The sequence below is a fragment of the Staphylococcus sp. HMSC055C03 genome (assembly GCF_001809385.1).
Taxonomy (GTDB): Bacteria; Bacillota; Bacilli; order Staphylococcales; family Staphylococcaceae; genus Staphylococcus; species Staphylococcus simulans.
Window position 1 is genome coordinate 20,637 of sequence record NZ_KV797486.1, and the last position, 9,664, is coordinate 30,300.

Genomic DNA, 9,664 nt, shown 5'->3' on the forward strand with positions numbered 1-9,664 from the left:
TTGGAAATTAAATATCCTTTAGACGAGAATGAAGAACAATACTATGCAGCAACGCATAAAAAGGCAGTACAGGGTATTGATTTGGACACACTGGAAACAGATGTAAACAACCTGAAAGGCAACATCAATAAGAACAACCAAGATATACAAGAGTTGTTTAATTTCAGTAAAACCGTAGTCGGCGATACAGGCTGGGTAGATTTCCAAGTCTTGCCAGGTATCAAGAAGAATACCAAAGGTGGCAAAAGCGGTTTTAAAACTGGTATCAGAGAAATACGGATTGGTCATGTAAGAATGAAGTCAATTCGATTCAACGTCGAGAACGTGCCTCATAACGTTCGGATTGCACAAATGCCCGTAGGTTTTGTAACAGTCAATCACAGTTTTTATGCAACGACAGACGGTAACAGTGCGCCTGTGAGAGTGTCTATTGATAAGAGTGGCGGTATCAGTATTTATCTAGCTGGCAGCGATAAAGATAAGCCACAAAGTGAAATTTGGATCTATCAACAATACACGTGGATAGAATAAAAAGGAGTGATGTAATGTATTACACAAACTTTCCTGTCGATATAGGACAAGAGTACAGACAAAAGTCGATTCATAACTTTAAATGGTTACTTGATAAAGTCAACGCCATTGATGAAACGATTGATAAGCATAAGAATTCATCACGATATGCACATAATGCTAAAAATTTATTATTCAAGAATGGCAGTGTGCATGTTGAATTGAATTACTTACGCAACTTGATTATTAACTTGGTGCTAGGTCATAACGGTGATGGCATTCAAGAATTAAGAGATAGCCGTACAGCTATTGACGGTACTAACTTCCCGTTATTATCCGATAGAATTAAATATGATTTGCAGGTTATTGGCCGCCGAATTGATAATGAAGTCGATAGGATTATGGAAACATTCAGTTACTACATCAATATTAAAACTATCGGCGCAGTAGGAGACGGTCAGACAGATAATACAAACTTGTTCAGTCAATTTAAGTCTGAGCAAGTTTATTTTGTACCTAATGGTATTTATGTAACACGTGAATTTCCTGACGGGCTATTTTTCGGTTATGGCGAATTAAAAGTCAAGAACGAAATCGTACCGCTAGATAACAAAACACCGCAGCCTGTTAATGTTGATTACAATACCAAAAATAAAGAAAGATATTACAGTTGGATTGCTGGGCAAGACACTGGACGTAATCAAACAAAAGAAAGTTATGCCAACACAGGCGCAGGATATGCGGTATTCAGAAATAATATCAACGGTAGACGTTTAACAGGATTTGGAAAAGGTGCTTTGTCCAACATGGTCGAAAGTTACTCTAATGATGCCTTTGGTGCAGATGCGCTTGGACAAGGTAAGTACGGACAACATAACACTGCATTAGGGGCTAATGCTCTGAAATGGGGGGGTGTAGATAACGCTATCGACACGCTGCATGACTATTGGTTGGAAAAAGGCAGTAAAAATTTTATCAACAGTTATTTTTTACCGAGATGGGCAGACGTTTGGCAATATCTTGGTAACGAGTATCATCCGAACACTGATTTATACAGTTATAAAGATAAAGACTACATCAACAACGTAGGTGTCGGACGTAACGCCTTATTACACATGATGAAAGGTATCGGTAACGTTGCAGTCGGTTATAACTCGCAAGCACATACCTTAAAAGGCAGTGAGAACACTTCAATGGGTAACCGTGCATTGCGTGATAACTTACTAGGTTACCGCAATACCTCAATAGGTTCTTACGCGTCAGTCAACAATATCACCGGTCAAGATAACGTTGCAGTCGGCGCAAACAACCTACAACAAACATTGCATGCTAGTAACAATACAGCAGTCGGTTACGGTGCTATGCACTTCTTCAAAGACGATAAGAACAAAAACACAGATAGTACCTACACTTATGGTTATCGTAATACAGCGGTCGGTACACAAGCTATGCAGGATGGCAGAAACTCAAGTTACAGTGTAATGGTCGGCTCATATGCTGGTCGTTATGTAGAAGGCAATCACAACGTAGGTATCGGTTCATTATCTTTACCAATCGTTAAAACTGGCGAACAAAACGTAGGTGTTGGATCTAATACATTGCGTGAGATTATCAAGGGTAAAAATAACACTGCATTAGGTTATACTGCTGGGCCGGTGGGAGATTATTCTAATACTACTAGTATTGGTTCAAATGCCCATGCTCATGGTGACAATCAAGTACAACTAGGTTCGGCTGATGATACAGTCTATACACACAAAGAAGTGCAACAACGTTCAGATAGACGGGATAAAAACAGCATTAGAGTAACAAAACTCGGACTTGATTTCATAAACAACTTGAAACCAGTGGATTATAAGTATAACAACAGTAATTCTGACCGTTATCATCATGGATTTATCGCTCAAGATTTAGAAGCATTAACTGATAAAGGTTATGATTTTGGAGGCATCGACAATCCTAAATATACAGGGGGAGAAGATGTTTATAGTGTAGGATATACAGAAATTATCGCGCCACTTGTTAAATCGGTTCAAGAGTTGTCAGAAGAAAACAAAGATTTAAGAAGTAGAATTGAAAAGTTAGAAGGTGCTAAATAATGGAATTGAATAAAATAGCAAAATATCAAGCTAAAAATGAACCATATTTAAAGCCGATTTCTGATTTAGGAATTGGCTTTTATAATTTGGACGAGAACACAGCTACATTGCAATTTCAAATTTATAATGACAATGGGCCTTTACTAATCAGTGATGAAAATGTCGATGTTCATGGTTATTTTGAATCTACTAACGGCAGCGTATCTACAGTTCTTAAATTAAACGTAGTCGATGGTTTGAACGGTATTGCGCAAATTACCTTAGATAAAGATTTCCTACAAGCGAGTACGTCAACACAAGTCACTGGTCAAATTTACGTGGCAGTCAATAACGTCACGGATAATCCAAACAATAATCAAACTGCAGTATTAGGCGAATTTACTTTCCAAGTTGCAGATGCTTTGATTAATAAAGTCTCATCATTCACTAAAGTAGAACACATTCGAATGTTCGACCGATTACGAGAAGAAATTAAGCAACGTACAAAAGAAATGGAAGATGATATAGGCAACATCAAAACACTTGTCAATGAAGTGAAAAATGCGGTGGCTGATGGTAAAGCAGATATAACTAAGGTTAAGAACGACTCAATCAGTGAGTTAGAAGATATTGCAAATACGACAAACGCATCTGTCCGACAACAAGCAAGCCAAGCTATATTAGACATACAGTTAATTGTGGACGAATATACAACTAAATTAAATGATGAAACGAAAGACAAGATAAATAAAGTTAATGAAGCGAGCGATAAGGTTTTAAAAAGCATTAGGCAAAATAACTTGGTTACATCAGAACAAGTGAATGATTGGCAAAAATATAAACTAACTAATGATGATGGTAAATCACATAAATTAGTTAATGCCGAATTAGATAATCCGGATTATCTAAGTAATTTAAAGCCAGGATTCTATTATTGCCCTTCACCCACAGGTTCGCCATTAGACAAAAGTGGTTTTTTAGAAGTGTATGAATATGGCAATAATATTGTTAAACATGTTTTTTTCAGACCTTTTAATTTAAACAGAATTTTTATGAAAAATTGTCACATATCTTGGTCAGATTGGAAAGAAATTACAAATGATCAATCTGATACTGGTTGGATACCTCTTACGCTCAAAAATGGATATAAAAAATCATCACTACCAGACTTTGAACCTTCTTATCGAGTTATTGATAACGGCGATTTCAAACAAGTGTATGTCCGTTTAGGTGTCGAAAATCTTACAAACGAAAAAAATGTAGTTGCTACAATCCCATCTGAATTTGTACCTAATAAGATATATTCGTTAGGCGTATCAACCACATATAAGACACCGCCTAAAGTTATTATTTCTGGCGGGGATATAGAATTTCATCCTAATAATGGTGATAGTTATAATAGTACAGATTACATTATCTACCAAGACAATTGGATTATATAAGGAGGGATTAAATGTTCAAGCAGATTTTTGATAAAACAAACGGTACACCTAAGCTTATTCAGTCAGTAGTAGATGAAGAAACAGGTGTCGAACGTTTTGTTTATGACGAAAGTAAATATACCGAAGAAATGCCACCAAGTGAACTATACGAGCCAATTTCTTATAAAAACGGAAAATGGCAAGGCATCAGTTACGAAGAGTGGGACTACAATCGTTCTGTTGAAGAAGATGAAGAAGAAAAAGCACCGTATGAACCTAACGCTAGTGAAATAATGTTGGCGAAAGCACAAATGCAAGTGACTAAAACAGCTAATCAACTAATGAAATCAGAAAAAGAACAAGCTTCTTTAGCATTGGAACTTATAAAAAAAGAAAAACGTTTGGAACAAAACGAAATTATTCAGGCACAAACGATGAAAGAATTAACAGTAAAAGAAAAACGTTTGAAAGATATGGAATTACAACAAGCTAAAACAATGCTCGAAATTACAAAAATGAAAGGGAGTAATTAATATGTATCCAGGATTCGACTCAATCAAATATTTTTATGACATTAACTGCTACACTAATGAGGATATTCAGACTTATGTGGAGCTAGATGCATTGACGAAAGAAGAATACAAAAAAATTACAGGTGAAGAATATCCGGAACAACCACAGGTTTAGGCTTGTGGATTTATCCATATTTCATTAAATAATGCTATAATATTTTAAAAAGGAGTTATTTAATGAATAGAATAGAAAAAATGACTAAGAGTGTAGTGAGAGTAGTGACAGAGAACAACATAGGAACTGGTTTTTTCTTTGTGTTTGAAATAGAAGACTATGCATATCCTTACATCATAACTAACAAACATGTGATTGGAAATTCCGATAAAGTCACTATAAGAATATCTCTAAAGCCAGAAGGGGATATAGTGAATAAAAAAATATTTGAAATCTCAGGTGTGAATAATATCAAACTTAATCATTCTAGTGGTAATGTTGATTTATGTGCAATACCTGCTATAGATATTTTCAATGAGAATCACCAAATGGACATTGCGTATCTAACACAAAGAGATATTCAACTTGACGCGATCAAAAATTTAAATTTTGTAGAGGAAATTTTAATGGTTGGATATCCTAGAGGTATAAGCGATGAATATAATAATTTACCTGTATTCAGAAAAGGTATAACTGCAACACACCCAGGTATTAAATTCAATAACCAAAAATTATTTTTAATAGACATGACTATAACAAACGGTTCAAGTGGTTCACCTGTTTATTTATATAATCCAAACGGTTATACAGATAGAATGGGGAATGCCTATTTAGGACAAGAAAGATTTTTATTTTTAGGTGTGAATTTTGCCGATAACATTATGGAAACCAAGGGATATATTGTAAAAGACGAAAGTATAGATGAAACTGCTTATGGTGTAACTGAATTAGGAATTAATTTAGGGGTTATTATTCATGCAGAAGAATTACTAGATTTTGAAGAACAAATAAAAAATATGGAGGATTTCAGATGAAAATAAAAATTAACAGTCATACCATTGAAGGTGAAGAAAAAGACGTTTTAAAAATTGCTGCACAGCTTATAGATAGAAATGAAAATGAGTTTGTAAAATTTTCTTATGACGAGAAATTACCTTTAAAAGACATTAGGTTAACAAAAGATAAATTTATATTATAAATAAATCACAAGGCGCTTACTTAAGTAGGCGTCTTTTTATAATGAATGGTTGTTTTAAAGAAAAAACTTCAATACTGTTTAAAGATATTCCAGTTGAGAAATACGAACAACCACAGGCTTAGGCTTGTGTTTTTTTATTTAGATGGAAGTAGGTGAATGGATGAAAAAACTGACTTTATCAGAGATGATAGCAAGCACCCTATTATTCGGAACAGGGTTATTCACGTTGTGGAGAGGGTTGTTCTGGACAATTGAGCAAGACTCGATTTTAGGCGATTCTGCTTTTTACAGAGAATTACACAACCTATTACCAATATGGAGCTGGGGGGCATTGTTTTTACTTTCAGGTATTTTATTAATGTGTGCAAGCTATCTACTACCTAAACAAAATCAAAAAAGTTATTGGCTAATCACAATCGGAAGTTTTATATCCTTCATTATGTATTTTATTATCACAAGTGCCAGTGTTTACAATGCAATTAATTGGTTATCTCCTATTCAATTTGCTACTTTATCAGGTATCTATTTAGTGATGACGTTTTTCGGAGGGTTTGAAATTTATGCCGAGCGAAGATAAATATGTACTACGTCATGAATGGGAAAGAGCGAATCGTAATATAGATGGGAAGATTAATGAAGTAGATAAAAAGCATATAGTATTGCATAACGATTTAAAACTACTGGTTACACGATTAAATGATAGTAACGATGCATTAATTAAAAGCCAATTAACTACAAATAAAACTTTGGAGAAAATCAATGATAACCTTATAGGGTTTAACGATCGTATCAAAGATATTGAACATACTTCTGATACAACAGTAAAAAGATTGGATTCGATTGAAAACTTTGTATCTGAAAGGCAAAAAGGAAATATGCAGATATGGGTTGCAATCATTGGTGCTATATCTACTGTGCTAGTAGGCGCATTAGGATTTGCAGCAACTTTTTTCTAAGTCGGCGCACTGCGTCGGCTTTTTTTACTATACGGAGGGATTTTATGAATTGGAAATTAAGAATTAAAAATAAAACAGTATTGACTGGGCTAATCGGCGCTTTACTATTATTCATTAAACAAGTAACAGAATTATTCGGGTTAGACTTATCCACACAATTAGAACAAGTGAGTGCTTTAGCGGGTACAATTATTACTTTACTTGTCGGCTTAGGTGTTATTGTAGATCCGACAAGTAAAGGTATTAAAGACAGTGGTATTGTACAAACTTATACAAAGCCTAGAGATAGTAATAATACAGATGAAATGGTTCAGTGGCAGAATCAAGCACATGCGCCTGAAGTGCAACAGTTCCGACCTAAAATATATGATACAACGCGGCCTTTCACCGATGATTCGGATGAAATCGGATTTGATGTGAATGAATATGAACATGGAGGTGTTTCAAATGACAGCAACACTGACTAAGAACGAAGCAATCGCTTATATTAATGAATTAAAAGGCAAAGGGTGGGACTTCGACGGCGTTTATGGCTGGCAATGTTTTGATCTGGCTAATATGTACTGGTATAAATTATTTGGACATGGTCTTAAAGGTATAGGTGCTGCGGACATTCCTAACGCTAATAATTTTGATGGAGAAGCTGTCATTTATCCTAATACACCTTCATTCAAAGCAGAACCAGGGGACGTTGTTATTTTCAATAGAAGTTACGGCGGAGGTTATGGTCATGTTGCTATTGTTACGAACGGAAATATCGACGGCAACTATAATACATTCCAATCACTCGACCAAAACTGGTGGGGCGGCGGTATGGCTAAAACAGAAGTCGCTCAACTTATCAATCATAATTACGACTTTCCTATGTGGTTTATTCGCCCCAATTTCAAAACGGCAACAGCGACACGTTCAGCACAATCACCAACACAAAGTATTAAAAAAGCTAATTCTAAAAAGAAAGCAAAACCGGTTAAATTAAACATTGTCAAAGATGTAGTAAAAGGGTACAACTTACCTAAGCGTGGATATAATCCGAAGTTTATTGTTATTCATAATGACGCGGGAAGCAAAGGTGCGACTGCACAAGCGTATAGAAATGGTTTAGTCAATGCGCCATTATCTAGACTTGAGGCAGGTATTGCACATAGTTATATCTCAGGTAATACTGTTTGGCAAGCGTTAGATGAATCTCAAATAGCTTGGCATACTGCTAATGAGTATGGGAACAAGAACGGTTACGGTATTGAGGTCTGTCAGTCAATAGGAGCAGATGATAAAACGTTCTTAAAAAATGAACAAGCCACTTTCCAAGAATGTGCAAGACTATTGAAGAAGTGGGGACTACCAGCTAATAGAAACACTATAAGACTACACAATGAATTTACATCTACATCTTGCCCACACAGAAGCGCAGAGCTCCACACAGGCTTTAATCCAGTCACGCAAGGGTTATTGCCTAAAGATAAGCAATTGAAGCTTAAAGACTACTTTATTAAGCAAATCAGAGCTTATATGAACGGTAAAGTACCTATTGCTACAGTTGCTCAAGGTACAAGTGCATCAAGTAATACAGTAAAGCCAGTTGCAGGAGCATGGAGACGCAATAATTATGGTACTTACTATATGGAAGAAAAGGCAAGATTTACGAACAGTAATCAACCGATTATGGTACGAACTGTCGGACCATTCACAAGTTGCCCACATGCTTATGACTTTCAACCGGGTGGCTGGTGTGATTATACAGAAGTAATGCTTCAAGATGACCACGTTTGGATCGGTTATGACTGGGAAGGACAACGATACTATTTACCAATCCGTACATGGAACGGTGTCGCACCACCTAATCATGGTGTGGGCGAACTTTGGGGTAGTATCAGTTAAGAAAATGCGTTATAATACAAACGCAAGGGGTTTTACCTTGTAATAATAATATAAAATCATCTCTATACTTTTATTGAGGGTTACCTACGGGTAGCCCTCTTTTTTATTGGAAATAAACTGAAATAAACCGAAGCAAAGGTAATTAAACCAAAACATTCACAAAAAAACACTAAAAATATTGAAAATACATTTAATAGGTGTTACTATTTAAATATAGATTAAACAGTAAACTTACCCATGAGAGTAGGAACCCCACCATATGGGGCTTTCGAAATCATGGTTTTTTTTTGGGAGTGACGAAATGGAAAGAGTAGCTATTTTAGTGGATGGTGGATACTACAGAAAAAGAAGTGCAAAAGTATATGGTAAAGTTACAGCAAAGCAAAGAGCCGATGAATTATATCGTTATTGTAATAGACATTTGAAAGAAAAACATTTTAAACAGGAAATACATAATAAATTATATAGAATATTTTACTATGATTGTCCACCTATTGATAAACAGGTTTACCACCCTTTGTTAAAAAAGAATATCAATTTTGCTATAAGCGAAACAAAACAGTGGACAGAAGATTTTTTTAAAGAAATAAGTAAAAAGAGAAAAGTAGCATTAAGATTAGGGGAATTAAATGATCGTTCAGTAGAATACAACTTAAAGTATTCTGCTACTAAGAAATTATTAAATGGAACTATCGATACAGATGATTTACAAGAAAATGATTTTAATCTATCATTACAACAAAAAGGTGTGGATATGAAAATAGGGTTAGATATTGCTTCTTTAGCTTTTAAAAAACAAGTAGACAAAATAGTTTTAATTGCTGGAGATAGCGATTTTGTACCTGCTGCTAAATTAGCGAGAACTGAAGGAATAGATTTTGTATTAGATTCATTAGGAGCGGATATACGAGATAGTCTATCTTTACATATTGATGGCCGAAGAACTTGTGATGATAAGTTCAAATACTAAGAGTTTTTAGTCTATAATGCAGATACAGAAATAGCTATAAGTTGTAAGTCTTGTGTAAACACATAAGACTGAGTTGATAATAAAAGAACAAGACCCACCTATTAAGTTAGTTTTAGAATTATGATCTTTTAGAATGAAGTAGA

General features: G+C 35.0%; 12 protein-coding genes. All 12 read left to right on the forward strand.

The window, feature by feature from the left end:
- The gene (locus tag HMPREF2603_RS04455; protein ID WP_060804346.1) at positions 1–531 is read left to right on the forward strand and encodes a hypothetical protein; all 531 of its coding nucleotides are present in this window, start codon (positions 1–3) and stop codon (positions 529–531) included.
- Between the two features lie 14 nt (positions 532–545).
- The gene (locus HMPREF2603_RS04460; protein WP_070501951.1) at positions 546–2,609 is read left to right on the forward strand and encodes a tail fiber domain-containing protein; all 2,064 of its coding nucleotides are present in this window, start codon (positions 546–548) and stop codon (positions 2,607–2,609) included.
- Positions 2,609–4,030 carry a BppU family phage baseplate upper protein gene (locus tag HMPREF2603_RS04465; protein WP_060804344.1) on the forward strand — a complete coding sequence of 474 codons (1,422 nt, stop codon included), beginning with the start codon at positions 2,609–2,611 and terminating at the stop codon, positions 4,028–4,030. The genes HMPREF2603_RS04460 and HMPREF2603_RS04465 overlap by 1 nt, the downstream gene beginning before the upstream one ends.
- A gap of 11 nt (positions 4,031–4,041) precedes the next feature.
- The gene (locus HMPREF2603_RS04470; RefSeq protein WP_060804343.1) at positions 4,042–4,542 is read left to right on the forward strand and encodes a hypothetical protein; all 501 of its coding nucleotides are present in this window, start codon (positions 4,042–4,044) and stop codon (positions 4,540–4,542) included.
- A gap of 1 nt (position 4,543) precedes the next feature.
- Positions 4,544–4,696: an XkdX family protein gene (locus HMPREF2603_RS12985; RefSeq protein ID WP_082709477.1), complete on the forward strand. Its 153-nt coding sequence runs from the start codon at positions 4,544–4,546 to the stop codon at positions 4,694–4,696.
- Between the two features lie 62 nt (positions 4,697–4,758).
- On the forward strand, positions 4,759–5,550 hold the full coding sequence (locus HMPREF2603_RS04475; RefSeq protein ID WP_060804342.1) for a S1 family peptidase: 792 nt from the start codon (positions 4,759–4,761) through the stop codon (positions 5,548–5,550).
- The gene (locus HMPREF2603_RS13350; protein ID WP_156423349.1) at positions 5,547–5,714 is read left to right on the forward strand and encodes a hypothetical protein; all 168 of its coding nucleotides are present in this window, start codon (positions 5,547–5,549) and stop codon (positions 5,712–5,714) included. Before HMPREF2603_RS04475 ends, HMPREF2603_RS13350 begins: the two co-directional genes overlap by 4 nt.
- Positions 5,715–5,856: 142 nt before the next feature.
- Positions 5,857–6,291: a hypothetical protein gene (locus HMPREF2603_RS04480; RefSeq protein ID WP_207021305.1), complete on the forward strand. Its 435-nt coding sequence runs from the start codon at positions 5,857–5,859 to the stop codon at positions 6,289–6,291.
- Positions 6,275–6,670, forward strand: coding sequence for a hypothetical protein (locus HMPREF2603_RS04485; RefSeq protein WP_070501955.1), 396 nt, complete (start codon positions 6,275–6,277; stop codon positions 6,668–6,670). Before HMPREF2603_RS04480 ends, HMPREF2603_RS04485 begins: the two co-directional genes overlap by 17 nt.
- Positions 6,671–6,714: 44 nt before the next feature.
- On the forward strand, positions 6,715–7,137 hold the full coding sequence (locus HMPREF2603_RS04490) for a phage holin (protein ID WP_070469112.1): 423 nt from the start codon (positions 6,715–6,717) through the stop codon (positions 7,135–7,137).
- Positions 7,118–8,551 carry an SH3 domain-containing protein gene (locus HMPREF2603_RS04495; RefSeq protein ID WP_070501958.1) on the forward strand — a complete coding sequence of 478 codons (1,434 nt, stop codon included), beginning with the start codon at positions 7,118–7,120 and terminating at the stop codon, positions 8,549–8,551. Before HMPREF2603_RS04490 ends, HMPREF2603_RS04495 begins: the two co-directional genes overlap by 20 nt.
- Before the next feature lie 301 nt (positions 8,552–8,852).
- Positions 8,853–9,521, forward strand: coding sequence for an NYN domain-containing protein (locus tag HMPREF2603_RS04500; protein ID WP_060804254.1), 669 nt, complete (start codon positions 8,853–8,855; stop codon positions 9,519–9,521).
- Positions 9,522–9,664: the final 143 nt, after the last annotated feature.